This is a genomic window from Flavobacterium sp. LAR06 (assembly GCF_041946075.1).
GTDB lineage: Bacteria > Bacteroidota > Bacteroidia > Flavobacteriales > Flavobacteriaceae > Flavobacterium.
In genome coordinates this window covers 500,684-523,569 of record NZ_JAUTYT010000001.1, presented here as the reverse complement: position 1 = coordinate 523,569, position 22,886 = coordinate 500,684, and the positions used below count along the sequence as shown (strand labels likewise).

Below are 22,886 nucleotides of genomic sequence, written 5' to 3'. Positions count from 1 at the left end.
TTATGAAATAAAACCCAAATTTAAATGATTTTTTTTTATCCGTTTATTTTGAGTTTCATTCCCGGTTTTAAATCTTCATTTTTAATACCATTCCATTTTTTAATATCTGAAATTGTAACTCCAGGATATTTTTTTGAAATACTATATAAAGAATCTCCTTTTTTCACGTAATAATCTTCACCCATGCTTTTTGCAGAAGCTGTCTTCTTCTTGAAAGAATCAACTGAAGCATTTGAAGCAATGGCAGTATTAACTGTAGCAGTTTCTTCGATCGCCGGAATCTCTTTAGAAATCACTAAAGTTTTCCCTAAACCAATATTATTTGATGATAGATTATTAAGCTCTTTTAGATCAGCAATAGTCGTACCGAATTTTTTAGCAATGCTTCCTAAATTGTCTCCGGCTACTACAACATATTCTTTTGCCTCCTGCCCAACAGTTTTCTCTTTATCATCAATTGCAGCAATAGCTTCTTCTGCTTTCTTCTCTATGGCAACGTTTGTCTTAGCTTCTTTTGAAACTTTAAGCGGATCAATATTAGATCTGATTTTTAACGTTCTTCCAAGTGCAACTGAATTTGATCTAAGGTGATTCCATTTTTTTATATCACTAATACTTACATTATACTTCTCAGCAATAGCGCCTAAATTATCTCCTTTTTGAATTTTATACAACTGAACATCTGTATCAATTGCTTTATTCAATTGTGTTTTTGCCTTTGGTGTTACTTTTAAAGCCAAACGACTTGACATTGTTTTATTTTCAGCTTCGTGTCTCACGTAAGCATAAATCTTGTCTTCGTTGCTAACAAAAGTTGCTATTTTATCTTTTGGTAACCGAATAAAATGATTTTCTCCCTGATAAAAAGGAACAACATTTAATTTATAAGAAGGGTTTAAAAGCTGAATTTGAGATTGTGGCATGTCTAACAAATCGGCAATTTGTTTGAATGACATTTCGCTTTTAACATTAACTGTATCCGTTTCAAAGTTTTTAACGACAGCTCTTTCCGGGTTAATACCGTGTTCTTTGTGATATTCAAAAAGATACATTGTTGCATAAAATGCCGGTACATAACCTTGAGTTTCTTTTGGAAGATTACTACGAATATCCCAATATTTTGTTTGACCTCCAGAGCGACGAATCGCTTTGGTTACATTTCCGGGACCTGAATTATAAGAAGCCAAAACAAGCTCCCAGTCACCAAAAATAGTATACATTTTAGAAAAATAGTCTGAAGCTGCAGCAGTAGATTTTAATGGATCACTGCGTTCATCGATATAAGAATCGATTTTAAGTGCGTATTGTTTTCCGGTTCCGTACATAAATTGCCAGAGACCTGTGGCGCCCATTCTAGAAACTGCTTTAGGATTTAAAGCAGATTCTACAATAGCTAAATATTTAATTTCTAAAGGAATATTTTGTTTGGCAAAAGTTTCCTCAAAAATTGGGAAATAATATTCTGATAAAGCCATTAATCGGGAAATCGATTTTTTACGGTTCTTAAGAAATGACTTTATTATGTTTTCTAATCCCTGATTGTATTCAATATTAAAAGGAGATTTCTCATTCATTGCCTGCAAACGCTGTTTTAAAAGCTCAGTTGGCAATTCGGCATTAACATCCTGATCTGTATTTAAGGTTTGAATATCTGTTGAAAAATCATTGTAGATATCTAGACTTAAACATTCCTTCATCCAGAGACTGTCTACTTTTGTAGCCACCTCGTCCTTCTTAAAAGAACTCTTTACAGAATCTAAGTACGACAGCTTTACTTCTGGCTTAATATCCAGCGAAGTTGTTGCAGTTTCCTGCGCAAACATCGTTATTGAAAAAAGAGCTGTAACCGCTAAGGAGATTTTCTTTACAATCATATAACATTTTTTTAAAATCCTATAATTCAAACAATTATAGTAATCGTATTTTTGCAAACTTAAATAGATTACCAATGAAAAATATGCAAAAAAATGTTAATTGTGATTTTTTAATCTAAAATCGCAGCGATTCCAGGTAAAATTTTTCCTTCTAACATTTCAAGCATTGCTCCACCACCAGTAGAAACGTAGCTCATTTTGTCTTCAAAACCGAACTGTTTTACAGCAGCAACAGAGTCACCGCCACCTACTAATGAAAAAGCACCATTTTGCGTAGATTCCGCAATATAATCGCCTAAAGCGATAGTTCCCTTTGAAAATGTTTCCATTTCAAAAACACCTAGAGGACCGTTCCATAAAATAGTTTTAGATTCTAAAATTACTTTTTTGAAATTTTCCAATGATTTAGGACCGGCATCAAGACCTTGCCATCCATCAGGAATTTCTTTTACATCTACCACTTGTGTATTTGCTGTATTTGAGAAATCATCAGCAGCAATAACGTCAACCGGAATATGAATCTGAACTCCTTTTTCTTTAGCTAATCTTAAAATTTCAAGTGCTAATTCTTGTTTATCATCTTCACAAATAGAATCACCAATTTTACCACCAAGTGCTTTAACGAAAGTAAAAGTCATACCTCCACCTATAATCATGTGATCTACTTTATCTAAGATATTTTCGATAACCGTGATTTTTGAAGAAACTTTAGAACCTCCAAGAACTGCAGTAACTGGTTTCTCGCTATTTTTAAGAACTTTATTTAAACTCTCAATTTCTTTTGCCAATAATGTTCCAAAACATTTTTCAGTTGGGAAAAATTGTGCAATAATTGTTGTTGAAGCATGTGCTCTGTGAGCTGTTCCAAAAGCATCATTTACATAGATATCTCCAAGAGACGCTAATTCTTTTGCGAAAGCAACATCTCCAGCTTCTTCTTCAGCATGAAAACGTAAATTTTCTAACAATAAAACTTCGCCTGGCTTTAATGCAGCAGCAGCAGTTTGAGCTGGTTCACCAACACAATCAGCAGCAAACTTAACTTCAACACCTAAAATTTCAGAAGCTGTTTTTAAAATATGCTTTAATGAATATTTCTCTTCAGCACCTTTTGGTCTTCCTAAATGCGACATTAAAATAACGCTTCCACCTTGGGCTAAGATCGCGTCAATTGTTGGTTTTGCAGCTTCGATACGAGTTGCATCTGTTACATTAAAATTCTCATCCAATGGCACATTGAAGTCAACACGGATGATCGCTTTTTTATTTTTAAAATCGAAATCGTTTAAAGTTTTCATTTGATAAATTTTTAATTTTTTGAAAGAAAAACAAATATAGAACTTTTGGAGTAGTATTAAATTTGAAATATGTAAAAATAACCTATCAATAACAACGAAAACGATGTAATTTATGAAAAAAAACAAATTAATAATTAAAAAAGAGAAAAATGGTTGCTTATACCATTATGAAGTTAAACATACTGCAGTAAAAATCTTCTTTATTTTCTTCAAAATAAAATAAAATCCAGACTGCAGTACTTTCAACTATAAATATTAGTCGTGAACAGGACCTTGCGTACAAGGACAGTTACTGATAGACTGTAAGAAATCAAATCCGATAGTAATCATGTGTGTACCGCTATTATAAGCTGCAATATCATTGAACATTACCTGATAAGAATATGCAAAGTAAAATTTAGATTTCATGAAACCAGCCATTGGACTTACAGATAATGGTTTTGGAAACTGATCGTTTAACATACGATAGGAAACTCCTATCCAGTAATAATCTTCGTAACGATTATAGCGTCTGTACTTAAAGTTTATATCCGTTGACGAACGTTTATCACTAGCAAAATACTGGTAGAAAACTGAGGGTTCGTATTCGATACGACTGTTTTCTCCATCTTTAAAAATCATTCCGGTATAAACCTGATAATTTGAAAGCAAGTTAGGTTCAACACCACGATATTTATCGGTGTTTTTCTTTAAAACGTTATTCGCATTAAAACTAACATAGAAATTCCTGTTACGGTACAAGGCACTAATATCGAAGTTATTGTTGGCATTATAACGATTATCTGCAACAGCAGGATCTATATTTCCACCAATACCGGTCTGCGTATCGTTTCTAAATTCATCAGTATCAATTCTGAAACTGTTGAAGTTATACGAAAGACCAAAAGATAAATATTGCTTTGTATAATAATTAAGAATTAAGTGATGCGCAAACGAAACCTTAGCACCTGTTTGTCTTGTATAACCGTTCTTATCGTTATAAACTGAGATTCCAACCCCAGAACGGTCTAAAATTCTAAAATCAGCATAAAGCGATTGATTTTCCGGTGCATCCTTAATTCCAACCCATTGAGTCAGTCCATTGGCTCTAATTCTAAGATTATCACCAATACCCGCGTATGCAGGGGAAATTATGAAAGGGTTATCAGCCAAATACTGAGTAAACACTGGTAGGTTTAACTCTTGGCTGTAACCTGATGTTACAGCCATGAGTACTAAGGATAAAATTAATTTTTTCATTGTAATAATTTTTTTAGACAACATCATAAGGGGCTATTATTTTGTTATCTGTATAAAGTGAAATGTCCAACAAACTCTCTTGCATCTTTCTCGTCATTTAGTTTAAGAACATACCAGTAATCACCAGATGGCAATTCTTCACCGTTGTATTTTCCATCCCATTTTTGACCTACTCTGTAAGTAGCAACGGCTCTACCGTATCTATCAAAGATTTTAAATGTAAGGTCTTTGTATGCTAATGCTCCACAATCTGGACCAATCTCAGGATTAGCTCCACCAGGGGTGAAATAATTTGGCATACAGATGTTAACATATTCACCTGGTACATCTAAATAAACCTGACATCCATTTTTATCTCTAACAATTACTTTATAAACATCTGTTTTATAGATCTGATAACTATTAGAAGATGTAAATGCTTCACCGTTGAAACTGTATTCATAAGGTTTCACACCACCAGAAGCTTTCACGACAATTGTGTTGATCTCTTTGCTTTCCAGAGTAGCATCAATTGCTACTAAAGGCTGAACTGCAACAATAGTAATTGTGTTAGAAGGTTTTGTACAACCTGCAAATGTCACCTCTACTGAGTAATTACCTGAAGGAAGGTTTCTAAATACAGGATTTCCTGTTTGAGAAATTCCTGTTGACACACCATCTAATAACAATGTATAAACAACCTGAGGATAATTTGCTTCTGCGATATTACCTTCAAGAGATACTGTAATTGAATTGACCGGAAGATCGTTTTCACAAGTATAATTCTCTACTATCGTTGGAATCACTTTAACTGGCTCCGGTAGATTAATATACACTTCCTGCGTACATTCGTTGGCATCTTTCACTGTTACTACGTATTCAACACCTCCTGAAAGACCTAAGAAACTAAATGTATTAGCATCAATATCTGGAGCTCTGAAATCTATGGTAACTCCGTTACCAACTATACTTGCAGTATAAGGACCTTTTCCTCCTTCTACTTCAACATAAGCCGCTCCATCTTTATCTCCAAAACATAATTCCGGAACTTGTGATGCTGTAATTTCCTGAGCCACTAAAGGAATAGCATCATTAATTACTACAGGATAATCTTCATAACATAAACCTTTTTGAACTCTTACCGTGTATGGTCCTGGTTTCAGATTCTCGAAAAGAGGCACATCAAAGAATTGCTCAATTTCAGGCGTTATGGCATAAGTATATTCACCATCACCACCACCGCTGGCAACGATTGTTATTCTTCCGTTATTAAATCCAGCACATGTAACATCAAATGGTGTAACCTCTGCAGTTAGATTCAATTCTGGCTCTGTAATTTCAATTAATTCAGAAATCTTCTCACAATCTCCACTAGTTACTTCAACATAGTATTTACCAACCGGAAGATTAGAGAAAGTTCCAGGTGTCAACTGCGTTGGAGTTGGAGTAAATGGCAGTTTAGCTTCATTTAGCAATACATACACATAGTTTCCAAATCCGCCTTTTGCTGCAGCATAGATTGAACCTGTTGCTCCACCTTTACAAGGAACGTTGTTAGATTCTAATTTCTCGAATTCTAAAGCAGGAACCACAAACATAGGAACCTTACCAGAAAGTACACTTGCACAATTGTTTGAATCCTTAACGTAATATTGATAATCACGGTCTGCTGTCGTTTGTGGTAATTGAATATCAACATAACTAGCAAATGATACTGGGTTATATGTAATTCCGTCAACACTATAGAAGTAAGGACCCGTTCCGCCTGAAGCTGTTAATCTAAGTACAGGTGTAATTTGACAAGTCTCACTTCTCTCTATTGCTAATAACGCTTTAACTACATCTGGCTGACCAATTGTAATTTTGTTAGAATCACCTGAACAAGTCCAGTCATCTGAAACTGTTACATAGTATGTTCCAGCAGCTAAATCTGTAAATACTTTATCAAGCTGTGCGTCTCTTGTAATAACAGTACCATCTGCTAAAACTCCATGCAATGTATACTTATAATTCGCTGAACCTCCAGCAACAGTAGTTACTGTTATCGTCGCATCCTGATTGTTATAACAAGTAAGAAGCGTTTTATCAGCAACAATCGTCGCAGTTATTGGTGTTGGGTTATTCAAGATTACTGTGTCGAAATCTTCACATCCACTAACATCCTTAACCCAAACTCTATAAGTTCCAGCTATTAAATTCTTGAAATTATTTGCTGCACCATATGGAACAGAAACCGGACCTTCTAATTTATATTGATAGTCACCGATCCATCCTCCAGTTGCTAATGCTGTAATTTCACCATTGTTATTTGCCGCACAAGTAATTTCTTGTTTAGCAGCTTTAACATCTAATTCTGCATCTGGTCCATCAATTGTGAACTCAGTTGTAACCTGACAATATGGTGAGTTAACCAAATTCGCAACTACAGCATATTTACCTGCAGTAAGATTTGCAAGTTTTAATTCAACAGATGTTGAACGGCCAGTACGTACATTACCTAATTGATCTGTAATTACGTAATCAAATATACCTGCATTGTCTGCTGGTATAATTTCATCTACCAATGTTAATGTAATACTTCCGTTAGCAGCATTAAAACAAGTTATGTTTTTAACATCCGAAGCTACTATATCAAAAGTATTTGGATTATTAACAGTATGGAATCTCTCAACACTACATCCTGTTACCGTATTTGTTACAATAATTTTATAACTACCGATTTGTAATCCAGTAAATAATCCTGTTGGACTAGATGTAAGAGGATATACAGTAGGACTAACTCCTTCAATTGTGTATGTTAAAGTTGGTAATGTTCCGCTTGTAGCGATTGCAGTAACCTGAACAGACTCACCATCTCTACAGTTAATTAGCGTAACATCAAGATCAAGATCAGCAATACCTACATATGGATTAATTATAGCAGCAACAGATGAACCTTGACAATTGTTAGTGTCAAATACATTTACCACATAACTTCCACCTAAATTATCAACTTCAGTATAAGTATTTCTATCATCTTTTTGAACTGTTATACCATCTCTTACAAATTCATAGATAATATAATTGTTAGAACCACCTGTTACAGAGCCAGGAGCTACAGTAATAGTTGCACTTAATGGTGTATTCGTTCCAACATTACAAAGATATTGAGTAACTGTTGGTGCACCAACTGCAATAGGGTTTGGCTGCGCTACTACAGCAGTTGCAGTGTTAGAACATCCTTTTCCTGAAGTTACCGTTACAGTATAAGTACCGAAAGGTAAATCATTGAAAATTGGCGATTCCTGAGCCACTCTGTTTACAGGTCCAGCAAGACTGTACATGTAAATAGGATTATCATTTGTACCAGTTAAAGTTACAGCAATACTTCCGTCTGTTCCTCCATTACAAGATACAGGTGATGGTGTTGCCACAATTCCTGTTACAGGTCTTGGATCTTCAATTTTAACCGTAACTTCTTTTTCACAAGATGGTGTTGTTCCAGTATCTCTTACCTTAAAGGTATAAATACCAGGAGCTAAACCACTAAATATTGGAGACACACTAGTTGTTGTCCAGTTATCTCTCGTATAAACATAACTTACAGGAGCAACTGTTCCGCCGCCAGCAGTTAAGGTAACTGTTCCATCAGCAGCTGTACACGTTGGTGTTTTTGTAACCTCTGCAAGTAATGTTAATGGCTCTAAGATTGTAACAGGAGCAGTTGCTTTAACTTCACACTTGTTTTTATCTCTTACTGTTACTGTGTAATCTCCAGGAGAAGACACTATAAAGAAATTATCATCCTGGAATTCTACTCCGTCTAAACTATATTGTAACGGAGCAACACCCGTTGCGGCAACGTCTATTCTGTATCCGGCTGCACTATAACATTGACTAGCCACGCTTACATTTGTAATTGCCGGCATAGGGTCTAATGAAATATTTACCGTAACATGTTGGAAACAGCCGTTTGCATCTTTTACATAAACATCCCAAGCATCAAAAGCCGGAGCTATTTTCGTCGTCGCAATTGTTTTAGTATTCTCATCCTGATAATCTCCAGCTGTTGGAGTCGTTCCGGCAGGAACAAAAGCATAAGTATAATCAGGAGTTCCGCCAATAATAGTCGTTTCATCAATTGTCAATACCGCACCTGCAGTTTTACAGTTTTGGTTTACGTTAGCAATTACCAAAGCAGATAAATCTAATACTGGAGGCTGTGTAATAATAACATTACCTGAAATTATAGTACAGAATGGGTAAGCTGTTTCAGTAATACTTACTGTATAAGCTTTTCCTTCAATCAAATCAAAAGGAATTGTAAACGGATTCACCGTATTAGAATTTCCTGTTCCTGAAGCACCAGGTACGGCAACGCCACCATTTAAAATTTGGTAAGTATATGGACCTTTATAATCTGTAATATTGATCGCGATTTTTCCTTCATTACTTCCAAAACATTTTACCATCGAAGAAGCAGTAGCCACAACTTCTGCTGTATCGAATAATGGCACTTTGTACGCGTCAGAAATAATGAAACATCCTGTTGTTTTATCAGTCACTTTAAACTGATAAAGATGACCAGGCACTGTAGCTGTATAATCGAACGTATTTGTTCCGGCAGTAACTGGTATTGCTGGTGTGCTATAAGCTGCACCATCAACTGAAACCTGATATTCAAAATTATAAGGAACTGCACCTCCTGCAATAGTCACTCTGATCACTTCACCAGCATTATTACAAGCTGCTTTGGTAACTAAAGCTGTTTTTGCTGAAATTAATCTTGGGAAAGGACTAATTGGTACTATAACATCATCAATACATCCGTTAGCATCTTTCACATAATAAGTTAAGTTTTGCGCAGATCCGTTATCAATCACATTAAATTTATTTGTTGTTTCCCAAACTGTTCCATTTTCACTATAAGTGTAATCACCCACTGCACCTGTGCCTGCACCACCAGCACCAGTAACGGTAACTACAGTTGCATTTAAGGTATTTGCCGGACTTGAACATGTAAATGGGCTTGCAGAAGCGCTAGCCACTACTAAAGATGGGCTATCAATAACCACCGTAGTTGGAGCACCACAATTTCTTCCTGATGTAACATTTACTGCATAAGTACCCGCAGATAAATTACTAAATAATGGAGTGTCCTGAGTTATTAGAGCACCGCCCGCAGGTATAGTACGCTGAATAGAGTACGTATATTTAGGGTTATCATTTGATGGTGCTAAAGTAAATAAGATTGAACCATTGTTTACGTTTCCTTGTGAAGGAGAACAATATGGAGATGTCGGATCCGCAGTATATATAACCGGAGTTGGAGCTGTCATTATAACAGCAGGTACTGGATACGAACATCCTTTTGAATCATATACTACGAATGTATAAGTTCCAGGAGTTGCAGCATTAACACTGTAATCTACAAAAGTTGCACCAGGAGCAAATGGAATAGGAGCAGATACCGCACCAGTACCGATTTTAACGGTATAGCTGTAATCTGGGTAACCTCCAAGTGCACTTACTCTAATTGTTCCGTTAAGAATACCTGTACAATAAATGTCTTTTGTGTTTTCTGCTGAAGCAAAAAGACGTCCATTAATTGTAGTACTTACTGCAGTCGAAACACAACCGAAATTATCTCTCACCATAACTGAATAGGCACCTGGAGTTAATTTGTCGAATGTATTTGATGACTGCCAAGACTGACCATTATTAATCGAATATTCGAACGTTACCGGATATGGAACTGCTTTTGTTGCAGTTACAACCAATGTCGTAGAATTTGTATTATAATAACAATAGTCAGATGTCGCTGCAATTGTAGCCACAGGTAGAGGCGCAGTTACCAAAGTAAACGCAGCTGCTACCGCCACTGTACAGCTATTCGAATCTTTTACTGAAACAGTATATGGTCCCGTTTGCGTAAGATTTTCAAAAACACCATCTGCATTAGTCAAAATAGTTCCATTTGGCTGTATTAATGTATAAGTATAATCACCCCATCCACCACTTGCGGTTAATGTAACAGCACCAGAAGTTGTACAGCCTAATGGTGTAACAACAGGTGTTGCTAAAATTAACGCTGAAGCTGGCGATGCAATATTAAATGTTATTACAGGCGTAAAGCAATTTGTTACATTATCAAATATTTGAATTGTGTGAGCTCCTTTTGCTAATCCAGTTAAATTAATTGTTGAACTTGTAAAAGGACCAGCAAACGCCACGCCATCAAGTGTATAACGATATGTACCTGCGAAACCAGAAACAAGGAAACTTGCTTTTCCATCTGCTGCTGTTGAACATGTAATACCTGTCGTATACTGCTCTACTGCTTTAATATTGATAACATTAGCAATTCTAAATGGTTTTTGAACCGTACATTTATTAACATCTGTTACCTGGAATACATAATCAACATCTGGCAATAAACCTGTAAATGTTGCATTCGTTCCCTGATCTGAGAATGCTGGAGAAATCATCTGATACGTTTTAGTACCAATACCACCTATTACAGCTGAAATAGTAGCACTTGTATTTAATGTTGTACAAGTGATTACCGCTCCTTGCGTAATTGTGAAATTTGTAGGAGGTACTAGTTTCAAGATAGTAACCGAGCTACTAACTGAACAGCCATTAGCATCTTGAATGGTATATGCAATAGTCTGATCATTTTTAGTATCATCAACAGTATAGGTCGTTTTAGTTGTAAAAGCACTGCCTTTAAAGCTATATAAATAGTCTTTTGTACCGCCAGTAGCTCCTAAAACAACCGTTGCAGATTGTGCCACATTACCAGTACCACATTGAAGCGGCGTAATAATTGGTGTAACCAAAGCCAATGCAGAAGGCTGTAATAAAGTTCCTGTACCAGATGCTTCACAACCTAAGGCATCTCTAACTATATAGGTATAGGCACCTGCAGTTACAGGATAGATAGTTTTTGAAGTAAATGCCGAACCTTTAAATGAATAGGTAAATGGTCCCTGACCGCCAGTCGCAACTAATTCTACAGAACCTGTTCCTCCAAAACATTTTGGCTGAACATCTAAAGATGAAACTATGATTGGTTTAATTGGGTCAACAGTAACCTCAATAGTTTCTATTTGACACCCATTTGCATCTGTAATTCTGAATTTGTATACATCTGCATTTGCTGCCGCAACTGAGTAAGTAAATGTCGTTACACCGGCCGCTACAGTAGTTGTAGGTGTAATAACCGCATAAGCAGCACTTCCTTTCTTAACTTCATATTTAGCATAAGGTAATGTTCCTTTTTCTATTTTAACCGTTATCGTAGCATTTACAATAGTAGTACCAGGAGAACAGTTTAACACTTTAGTTACCGTAGCTGTTGCTGTAGGTGTAGGTGTAATTGGAGCCTGCATTAATGGTGTTTCACAATTATTAGCATCTCTAACTGTTACATCTACAGGGCCAGAATTTAATCCAGTAATTTTATATGGTAACGGCGTAGTAATTGGTTGGTAACTACCAGAATTTACCTTAATGTAATACGGAGGAATACCTGCAGTAACCTGACTTACTGTTACTGAAAATTCACCTTCTTTAGCACATTTGTCATCAATACTTAAAGCAAATACCGGACTTGGGTCTAAAGCAATCTGAACTGGTGCAGGTTCAATACATCCATACGCATCTTTTGCCCAAACAAGATAATTTCCTGAGTTAACATTAAATGTATTTGAAGTATAAGTTGATAAGAATGATGTCGCTAGTGGTTTTGTATCTCCAGCGCCAAAACCAATCGCACCATTATCAGTCACTATTTGGTATAAATAAGGTCCCGTTCCACCAGATGCCTGAGAGGTAACAATACCGGCATTTGGTTTACAGTTGTCATTTTTAAGTGATGAAGCAACTACTGTTAAAGGAGTTGAAGACTGTTTGATTTCAAATGTACCTGAAGAAGCCTGACACCCTTTAATAGCACCATTATATTCAGTATATGCGATATAATATCTTCCCGGAGCTAGTGTTCCCGGTAAAGCCGCCGGATAAGTTCTTGTAAATGGAGTTGTACTACCAGCAACATTAACTTTTATCGGAGCAGCCATAATCGGTAAATTATCCTGTTCTCTAAAAATTTGATATGCTACATCAGTTGTAGTTGCTAACCAACCTGAAACTCTAAATGATACGCTTCCATTATTGGCGCCACTACAAGTTACATTTGTTGGTGTAGCAGGACCTACTAAAGAAGATGCTGCCGGAATAGGACCGTTTGCCGATTTTAAGAAGTAGCATTGCGTTGCCTTATCATGTACCACAAACGTATACGTTACACCTGGTATTAAATTATTAAATGTTTTAACCGTTCCACCTACAACATCCGGACCAGAAAAGTTAAGTGAATATGGTGAAGTATTAAACTCCAAAATAGCAAACTCATAATCTGCACTAGGAATAACAACCTTAACAGTAACAACTGCGGTTCCTCCAGTGGTACAGTTTGACGGTGTTGTAGCAATATCTATATCTAAATCCTCCGGAGGAGAAGCCATAGTAATTTCTTTAGATGCCGGACAGCTATTCGCGTCTCTAACTTCTACCGTATAAATTCCAAAATCAATGATATCAAATTTATGAGGTGAACCAGTTGGTGCGTTAAAAGTATCTGAGTAACCAAAATTATTACTAATATGGTATACATATGATCCTGTACCACCTGTAACATTTTTAACTGTAATCGACCCAAGATTTGAACCTGTACCTCCTGTTTTATCACATTCAATATTTTCTTGTTCAGTTTCAAAAGCGACCGGATCTGGCGATACTACAAAAGCTTGTGCAACACCTGATTTCAAACAACCTTTAGCGTCACGAACCTGGTACGTATAACCTTTACCTCCTCCTACTGCTCCAGTAAGACCTGAAAAGTAACCAGTATCATTGCTTGTAGCCCAGTTATCAATTGTGTAAGTAAATGGCGGAGTTCCACCAGTTACACTAATTTGAATAGTTCCTTCTGCAGAAGCTGTACATAATGTACCCGTCGCTACTGCTGTCGGTGTTGGAGCAATTGGAGTCGTTACTGTAAATGGAACAGTCGATTCCTCTTCACATCCCGCAGATTTTACTTTAAAGTAATAATCTCCAGGCACTGAAGTGGTAAACACATTAGTACCAGCAGGTAAAATAGCGGTGTAAGTTCCTCCTAAGCCGTTTTTAACCTCATAAGTGTAGGTGCTGTTACCACCAGCTGCTGATAAAGTCACTTGTGCATTTACAGTAGTAAATGGTGGAATTACCGTACATGTTACATCTTTATTTGGAGTAACTGTTAATTTTAATTGGTTTGTTATAACTAAATCAAAAGCAGCAGATATACAACCATTATCATCCTTAACCGTTAATTTATATGTACCTGGTCCAGTGATCGTTTTAGTTGCATTCGAACTGTAATTACCATCTACTCCATATTGTTTTCCTGAACCTGCAAAAACGGTTCCAGACATGGTAATAGTAAGATTTCCTCCTGTATAACAAGTAGTTGCTATTGGATCAACTGTTGGAACAGCATCTCTGGTAATTTTAACATCTTTTGTTATTGGACATCCATTAGCATCTCTTACGTATGCAACATAATCAAGGCCATCAGCAACTGTATTTTTGTCAAATTTATTATCAGTAGTATATCCTGCAGGGTAAGTTGGTGCAGCAGCTCCTAATTTTACCACAGCGTAATATAATGTTCCTGTTCCTCCACTCGCGTTTACAGTGATCACACTGTTATTTCTGCTACAGAAAACCTTAGGACCGCTTGCGCTTATAATGGTAACTGCAGTAGGATTATCAAGTACTATAGTTTCAGAATCATTACATGTTGTAAGATTATTTGTTACAGTAAAAGTATATGAATCTCCTTTTAAGCCTGAGTATGTTATAACATCTCCAACTTTTGAAATACCTGTAGTAATTAATCCGGAAACGGCACCTGTTAAGCTATAAGAATAACCATTTGTTCCGTTGGTATTACCAGAAATTGTGAATTGAAGACTTCCGTCTGCTACATCTTTACAAGAAACATTCTTAATAGTTGAACCTGATTCCTGAATTGGATCAACAGGAGCTATAGTATACTCACCTGTTTTAGTACAACCATTAGCATCTGTAATTTTAACATAATACGTTCCAGGAAGTAAACCTGTAAAAGTATAAGTACTAGAATTTTGATTTATAGCAACTAAAGTTCCTGTTGGTGCAGCTGCAGCTGTATGACTTGTAATTTCATATTTTAATGGGAATGTTCCACCGGTAACATCCACTTTTAAATTAGTTCTTAATTTTGTAGCATCACAAGTAATAGCCGGAGCTGAAAAAGCTAAAGGTCCTGGAGGGTCTAATGCCACTACTGTCACTGAAGTAGGAACAGTACAACCATTTGCATCTGTAACAACAATATCTACCAATCCTGGCAGGTCTGTTGAAAAAGTTTTAGAAGTGATTGGACCAACTACTGTAGCACCCTGTGTATAAGTATACCTGTATTTATCTGTTCCTGAAAAAGCAGTTCCACCACTAGCTGTAACTGTAATAGTTGCAGCTTGTGCTACATTATTAGTTCCACAAGATAATTTAATTGTTACAAGCGCTGAAGCAGTCAATTTAACAGACGGACCATTAACTGTAACTGATTTACTAAGAATACATTTTGTCTTAGTATCTCTAACTACTATAGTGTAAGAACCTTTTATTAAATCTTTAAATTCATTAGATGATTGCCAGTTGCCTCCATTATCCTTACTGTATTCGTAAGTTCCGGAAACCGGAGTAGCTTTAACCGTAATTTTTCCAGTAGCTTCGCCAAAACATTTGACATGTTCTATAGTTGTTGTAAAAGCAGGTGTTACTTTTGGTGCAATCGTTTCAGTGAAACCTGTTATACACCCTTTACTGTCTAAAATTTCAAATACATATGAACCAGCAACACTAGCAGGATAAGTAAATGTTTTTACTCCAATTCCAACTGGTGTGTAAGCAACAGGGAAACCTGCACCATTAATGTTTACTCTGTATTTATAATCCGGATATCCATCAGCAATTGTAACTTCAATAGTAGCATCTGTACTAGAACTACAATCTAAGATTTTAGTTATTTTATGCAGCGAAACTACTACTGGTTTAGCAACTATTTGTTTCGCTAAATCAATAGAACATCCCGTAGAAAGATCTTTAACCGTAACAATATAATCACCAGGAATTAATCCTGTAAAAGTTCCGTTATTTTTAGGTGTACCGTTGTTAATGCTGTACACATAATTTGCTTTAGTGATTGGAGTTACTGTAATTGTCGCTCCACCTGTTGATCCCGCACATAAATCAGTTGCAGTAGCATCAATATCAGCAACCGGGTAAACTTTATCGTTAATTGTAAAAGTTCCATCAACCTTACAGCCTCTTAAATCTTCAACAACAAAAGTATAATCTCCCGCCTCTAAATTTTCAAACAATTTAGTTGTCTGAACAATCGCTGGACCTGTTGTAGGTTTTACCGTATAGGTAAAAGATCCCCAACCGCCAACTGCGTTAATAGTTGCTGTTCCTTTTTTATCACAAGTAACATGTGTTACATCTGTAACATTTAATTTCAATACTGCAGTTGGCGCAGCAATTGTAACAGGTTCTGAATCAGAACAAGTAGTTGCTGTATTGGTTACTACGATAGTATGAGTTCCTGAACTTAAGTTTGGTACCGAAATATCAAATGTAGCTCCTGTTGCAGGAGATGTTCCTGTTACAGCCGCTAATGCATCAACTTTGTAAGAGTAAGCAACATTATTACCCATTCCTGAAACCGTGAAGATTGCACTTCCATCAGCTGAGCCTAAACATGCAATGCTGATTTTAGATTTAACCGTTACAGCAATAACAGGCAACGCTATTATCTCAAGCTCTTTTTCGTAAACACATTTTTTAGCATCTCTTACTTCAAAAGTGTACGTCTTTCCTGCAGCTAAACCATTAAATTGATTACTGGTCTGATACGTAGTTGTACCAGGAGGTGTAGGAGATTTAATTCTGTATTCAAGACCTGCAGTTGGTACTGCAACTCCAGCAGCATTCACAACATTCGTGATTGTTACGCTCGCTGTATTACTTGGACAAGTAACTGCAGTAGGAGTAAGCGTCATTCCTGCTGGAGAATTCAATGCTACGATTGTTCCAGCAGAAACTGTTTTAGGACAACCTTTGCTATCCGTAATTTCAACTGTATAGTTTCCGGCTGCAATTAAATTTGGAAATATACCATCTGTATTTGTAGCTACAGTTGTCGTTCCATTTTTTAATACATAAGTAAAGCCTCCATTTCCACCAGATGCTGATGCTGTAATAGTTGCTTTCGTCTCACAAGTGTATGGAGTTGTAATCGAAGCCGAAGCCGTAATATCTGTCGGCTGATAAACTTTGAATTTATATTCCTTAGTACATTGTGTAGCATCTTTTACAATAAATGAATATTCAATTCCTGCAGCAGATCCTGCTAAAGTACCATAATGTGTTGTAGCTGTAAAAGGGCCTGTACCATTAAACTGGTAGGTAAACGGCGCAGTACCATTTTCTGCCGTAATATCAATATAACCATTCTTTGCATCAAAACAGGTAACGTTTTCTACTTTGTATGTTGCCGTTGGCTCTGCTTTTGTATTAACTATTTTTTCTACAGGGAAAGAACAGCCGTTTGCGTCTTTAATATCAAAAACATAAGTTGCTGCTGTTGCTGCAGAATATGTAAATTTTGGTCCTGTAATGGATCCACTTGTAAATAAGACAGTATTTGTTGCCTTATTTTTAACCGTATAAGTATAAGGACTTGTTCCTCCATCAATCGTAACTTCAATAGTTGCATTTGCAGCATTTCCAGATTTACAAGTTAATGGAACAGTAACATCAGCATTAGCTGTTATTGCTTTATCAATTTTTTGACTTACCGCAACAGCCTCACAATTGTTGCTGTCCGTAATTAAAAAGTCATATGTAATACCAGATGCCGTTGCAATATACGTAAATGTAGGCCCATCAAAAGGTGCACTAGGATTACTATATGTTACACCTCCATTTGTACTTACCTGATACGTATATTTACCTACTCCTCCTGTTATTTTTACAGTAATTGTAGCATTTGTACCAAAACATAAACCTCCATCTTTAACTACTTCTGCAGTAGGGTTTTCCGGTTTATCGATGATCAAATCAGTATCTCTGGCATCCTTACATCCGTTTGCATCAACACCGGATACAGTATAGGTTCCCGGAGGAATATCTGTTAAGATTCCATCACTTGGGAAAGTTTTAGTAAACGCTGAATTTTTATCTTTAATTGTAAAAGTATAAGCACCAGTTCCACCAACTGCTGATGCTGTAACCGTAGCACCAACCTTACAAGTTGCAGTCGAAGCTATAGCATTTACAATAAAGGCATCAGGCGCAGTAACTTTTGGTGTAATAGTAAAATTACAAGATGTTGCATTATTGGCATAACGAACACGAATATCGTAGGTTCCTTCTCCTCTATTATCAACTAGTACAGGAGAAACTTTAGAATTTTGCCAAACAACTGGATTCGCAGATCCGTTTAATGTATAGAAGAATCCATTGGTAGTGTCAAAGTTTTCAACAACAATGTTAAAAGAACCATTTGTATCACCTTTACATTTAACGCCGTTGATATTATCAACTTTAGCTGTAAATGCTTTTTTATCTTCTACTTTAAGGTCTAATATTTTATCAGCCAAACATGATTTTGGTATTTGACGAACTGAAATATCATCAATAACGATGTCGTTACCTCCATATAATATACTTCCGGAACGGATAACAAATGTCAAATCTGTATTAGGTCCTGGATTTAACGAAATTGTTGGAGGTGTTACCCACTTCTCTCTGTTTGGATCCGTTGTTGAAGCTGCTATAACACCACCAAGGTGCGAAGCTACCACTTTTCCTGAAGGATCCACTAATTCGAATAAAACTGACGGTGAATCTCCTAATATGCCTTTTCTTAATAAATTTGCAACCGCAATATTTACTTCAATCGGCTGATTTGGAATTACATCATGAATAGGTTTGCTGTATAAAATACCATTTGGCCCTGCTGCACTACCAATATTTACTAGTAGATATCGTCCATTCGCATCTCCCGTATTTGCTAAGTTGTTCGGGTTTGTGGTGTGATCTTTAAAGTGAAACCATGCTCCTGTATTATTACTTAAAAGATCATCTCCTCTCCAGAAAAAACTTGTTACAGAATAAGCATTGTCTTCTACCGATCTACTTGGCGTTCCATCAGGGAATTTACATTGATATGGGGCAAATTCTCTCTGGTCATTAAAACAATACGCAGCAGCAATACCAGGGGTTGTGGTTGGAGGACCACTTCCAAAATCTTCTTTTAATAAGTTACTATATGTTGCAGCCGTTAATAAATCGTACTCAACTTTAATTTTATAGTCTCCAACTGGAATATCTTTGAAAGTAGAAGGAGGTGTATTTGTATTTTCGGTATAAACGTAAGTGGTACCATTAAATTTACCTAAGAAATATTTATAGGCATAATTAACATTCGGATCCGTTTGTACTGTAACGTTTACTGTTCCTTTACCATCACAAGTATAAACCGGTGTAGAAACTGTAAAAACAGGATCTGTTGGTTTTTTCTCTAAAACAATACCCGGTATTTCAAAAATACAACCTGCAGCATCTTTGATATATAATGTATATGGTGTTGCTCTTGGGCTTACATATGCCTGATTTGATAAAACCCAGGTTTGTTTTCCATCAAAACTATATCTATAAGGGTTTGGTGCAGGAAATTGCACACCACCCTGAGGGTTGGTAATTCTTACTAATCCCTGATCTGTATTTCCTGCTGGTCCACAACCAGATAATTCAGCAACTCCTCCAGAAGCTGTTAAAGGGGATGTTGGTCCGGTAATGGTAATTTTTTTCGCTTCATCAAAACATTCCTCTGTGCCGTAAGTATATTTTACAACAACTGAATATTCGCCAGGATTTAAACCAGTAGTTGGCAATGTTGTATACGCACCATTGTTTACACTATAAGAAACCCCATATCCTGAATTTGCAGGTGTTACATCAATCGAAATTTCACCTTCTTTAGTATTGTAACATGTTACATTTTTCTGATTGATGTTTACTGTTGGTTTTTGGATATCAACAACTTTAATAGTTGGTAAAGTAACCTTACATGAATTGAAGTCTGTAACTACAATTTTATATTCTCCCAATGGAGGCAATGGTCTTTTTATAGGAATTATAACCGGCTCTGTAAGTTGTCCCAAATCCACACCATTCAGACTATAATAGTAAGATGGCGTTACTCCCGGAAGAGGTGTTCCTCCAGATGTTTGAACCGTAATTTCACCGTTACCACAAGCTAATGTTTTGGTAACAGTAGCAGTTGCTTTTAATACTTTATCCAGTATTTCAATATCTTCTTTTACAATTTTACAGCCGTTTTTAGGCGATAATATTTCTACATCATATAGTCCTGGCGCAAATTTTTGGTCAAAAACAATATAACCAGGAAAAGTCATTACTCCAGAATCTGCAACTATGGTATTTGTTCCCGCTTTTTTAACAATGAACTGATAATCGCCTTTTGTCAAGCCTTCTGCAAAAACACTCATAGAACCTAAACCAGGTGAACATAAAGGATCTGTTTTCTCAACTCTTCCACTAAAAACTTCTTTTTCAACATTTACATCAATATGAAATGGACAAAATGATGTTTCGCCAGCAGCAGGATTTTGTTTGATATATACTGTGTGACTTCCTTGACTAACATCGTTAAATACATTTGAAGTCTGATAGGTTCCATTTACATTATCTAAACTATAAGTATAATCAGAATTAATTGGAGGTGTAGTAACCGTTATGCTTCCTTTTGTATCACAAACTATATTTTGTACATCTGCTTTTGGTTCTAATGGATTTTGGAAAACACTAAAATAAAATGTGTTTACACAGTTATTACCATAAGTAATCACAACTCTAAATGCTCCTGGTCTGTTTGCTGTAAAAGTTCTTCCAGGAGTTCCAACATTGGTCCAGTTTGGTGCCGTATCATACGGACAGCTCGATGGAAAACCTGATGGAGGTACATCCGTTGTTTCCTGCCAAATAATACTGATAGCCTGAGTGATTTTAGTATCTAGTATTCTTGTATCATTTTTTCCGCATAAAAATATTTTCGGAAACTCAATATTATCTCTTGTACAAGTATAAGGTCTATTGGTAAGAGGATCAATGTTATTCGCATATTCACTAATTGGATTAACATTAGCTCCCGCAACTTGATCTTTTACATCAAAATTTTGTAGAATTCCTTTACAATCCGGATTACCACCTGTTTGAACAGTATATTTTCCTGCTTTTGTAACGGTAACTATTTGATTGTTTCCACCAAATACAACTCCGTTAGGGTCTTTCCAAACATAGGTATTATATCCGCTTGCCGCTTTAAGTTGTGCGCTTCCACATAAGAATACTTCTCTGTTAAAAAGACAGTCCTCAATACCAACCAAAAAGTTTGTAGAGCTTGGATCACCTACAATACAGCCAGTGTCAAAAGAGTAACTTCCATCACCATAAGGCTGACCATTATTGGTAGGGCTCTTATCTCCAAAGTATCTTGATGTTGCCGTGTTTTTAATTATATTAGAACAGGCATCAACCAATTCGTTACAATCTTTTACCACTCTAACTTTAAAACTTAAAGTAGTTAACGGACCAGACTTTATAACTAACTCATCAACAATTTTAAATACAATTGTTCTCGTTGCAGGATCATAAGATTCTTTTGTAACTCCTGTCGGTAAAGAAAGATCCGCTTCATCAAAAATTATATTTTGCGGCAATACATCTGTAATTGTAAAGCTTTTTGCATTATCATTACCTTGATTTCTGAAGCCTAATACATACCTGATTTCCTGACCTAAAGTTACAGGAAGTCCATCTAAATCATATTCAACTTCAACACCGTTTTCTATACGGACACCTTTTGCAACTTTTGTTAGAATGATTTTTGGTTCAATAATGTCGACCGCAAAAGTGGTAACATAAGCACCATAACCATCTCCGTCTGTACTAAGTCTTAATGTAGCACCTGTTTCATTGTTTGGAATAACCTCATTATCGTCATTTTTAATAAGAACGTTATCAATATCGATTCCCATCGTATTGATACTCTTGGGAGATCGATTTTGAACACTGGCACCATTATTTGTAATTGAAGCATCAAAGAAATTTCCTTCTAAATTTACTGCATCAGTTATTTTAGTATAAGCCGTTACTGTATTTGCTTTAATTTGAAAATCATCACCTTTAAGCTGATTATCACCTTCTAATGCTCCAACACCAATTTTTGCTGTTACAGGGAAACCGACAGGCAAAGTTTGAAAACCACTAACAGAATAATCAACCGTTTTTGTTGCAGTAGAACCTGGATCAACTCCTACATATCCATCAAAAACAGAAATATATTTGCTTGGAAGACTTGGACTTTCATAGATTACAACAAGCGTCCATCCTCCGGCCCCTCCTCCATTACGTTTTCCTCTTGCTGCTCTAACGTTTGCAACCGTATAAGTACCATCAGCGTCTAATTGGCCAGCAGCATTTTTTACATTTTGCAACAGACTAGTTACATCCTTAAAACAAACATAAGGAGAGTCTTTAAACGAGTCTGATACGTTTGATCCATTCTTTTTGTAACCGTCAAAAATTACTTCTTTAGTATCTGTTTTACTCGCTTCAAGTTCAACATAACTTCCGTTTGGAACTTTAAATTTTACTTTATTCCAGTCGCTTTCTCTTAAAGAACCTGCATATTTTTGCCCTACATCTGTACTTCTTTCATAAGGATAAATAGCAGACCAATACAAACCTGCAAATACAATGCTTTTACAAGAATTGTTTATGAACAAGTTAGCAGAAGTAGAGTTAAAGGTACTATTGTCATTATCGATGTCAGAGTACTCAACATAAAAATCATTGTTATTTCCCGTACCGTTAAAATCCAGATTTGCCTCTGTTGTTAAAGCAGCCAAATTGGTAACTGTTCCGGTATATTTTACGCCGTCTTGAAGTGGCGTACTGAAATTTGCTGGATTTTCAACATAACCGGACGGTGGTTTATTACCTGTATAAGGTCGATTATTTACTTTATTGATAGCGGTGTTACCAATTAAAATAATATCTCCTTTCACCTTTACGCTTCCGCCAGGAAGCCTTTGTGAAAATGCTGTTCCCACCTGTGCATTTGCAGTGCTAAAACACAAAAACAGCACAAGACCCAAAAAGGCTTTCCTGTTTTGTATTGCTTTCAAAAATAACGGCTGCAACATTTGTTTTTTAACAAACGGTGCCTCTGGCTTTTCAAACTGATTTTGGGTATCAGAAACCAGGTTTTTGATAAAAGTAAAAACAGTCTTAACTGATTTAAAAGTAGTAGGTTTTTCCATAGTCA

4 protein-coding genes are annotated in these 22,886 nt (G+C 36.2%); all 4 read right to left on the bottom strand.

Annotated elements, in window-relative coordinates; translation table 11 throughout:
- Positions 1-35: 35 nt before the first annotated feature.
- Positions 36-1,874, bottom strand: coding sequence for a LysM peptidoglycan-binding domain-containing protein (locus Q7C23_RS02230; protein WP_375030976.1), 1,839 nt, complete (start codon positions 1,872-1,874; stop codon positions 36-38).
- A gap of 110 nt (positions 1,875-1,984) precedes the next feature.
- Positions 1,985-3,172 carry a phosphoglycerate kinase gene (locus Q7C23_RS02225; RefSeq protein WP_375030975.1) on the bottom strand — a complete coding sequence of 396 codons (1,188 nt, stop codon included), beginning with the start codon at positions 3,170-3,172 and terminating at the stop codon, positions 1,985-1,987.
- A 255-nt stretch (positions 3,173-3,427) separates the two neighbouring features.
- A complete protein-coding gene (locus tag Q7C23_RS02220; protein ID WP_375030974.1) occupies positions 3,428-4,411 on the bottom strand; it encodes a type IX secretion system membrane protein PorP/SprF in 984 nt (327 codons plus the stop codon).
- A 44-nt stretch (positions 4,412-4,455) separates the two neighbouring features.
- Positions 4,456-22,881 carry a T9SS type B sorting domain-containing protein gene (locus Q7C23_RS02215; RefSeq protein ID WP_375030972.1) on the bottom strand — a complete coding sequence of 6,142 codons (18,426 nt, stop codon included), beginning with the start codon at positions 22,879-22,881 and terminating at the stop codon, positions 4,456-4,458.
- Positions 22,882-22,886 lie beyond the last annotated feature (5 nt).

Excerpts from the sequence above, each read along its gene's own strand:
- Q7C23_RS02220 (WP_375030974.1), bottom strand. The coding sequence starts at position 4,411 with ATGAAAAAATTAATTTTATCCTTAGTACTCATGGCTGTAACATCAGGT.
- Q7C23_RS02225 (WP_375030975.1), bottom strand. The coding sequence starts at position 3,172 with ATGAAAACTTTAAACGATTTCGATTTTAAAAATAAAAAAGCGATCATC.
- Q7C23_RS02230 (WP_375030976.1), bottom strand. The coding sequence starts at position 1,874 with ATGATTGTAAAGAAAATCTCCTTAGCGGTTACAGCTCTTTTTTCAATA.
- Q7C23_RS02215 (WP_375030972.1), bottom strand. The coding sequence starts at position 22,881 with ATGGAAAAACCTACTACTTTTAAATCAGTTAAGACTGTTTTTACTTTT.